This window comes from Streptomyces sp. NRRL F-5650 (genome assembly GCF_000721365.1).
Classification (GTDB): Bacteria; Actinomycetota; Actinomycetes; order Streptomycetales; family Streptomycetaceae; genus Streptomyces; species Streptomyces ardesiacus.
Genome location: NZ_JOGV01000204.1, coordinates 1 through 229 on the forward strand (window position 1 = coordinate 1; position 229 = coordinate 229).

The window sequence follows — 229 nt, forward strand, 5'->3', positions numbered from 1 at the left end:
CGGGTGAGCGGTGCCCCCGCTGCCCGGGGGCGTCCGCTCACTCGCTCGTGCGGTCCAGCCCGGCGAGCAGCCCGCGTTCGTGGGGCGTCAGCGGCGGTCCGGTCAGCAGTGGGAGCGGCGGGCCGGCGAGGGCGGCCAGGACCGCCGGGGGACGGAACATCCGGGTCGGCGGGGTGCGCATGCTGGTGACGTCCCAGAGCGCGGAGGCCGCCGCGAAGCTGCCGGTGGC

Annotated in this window: 1 pseudogene; it reads right to left on the reverse strand. The window is 79.0% G+C overall.

Annotated elements, in window-relative coordinates:
* Positions 1–37: 37 nt before the first annotated feature.
* Positions 38–229, reverse strand: a pseudogene (locus IG88_RS40040) (pyridine nucleotide-disulfide oxidoreductase); the annotation flags it as partial.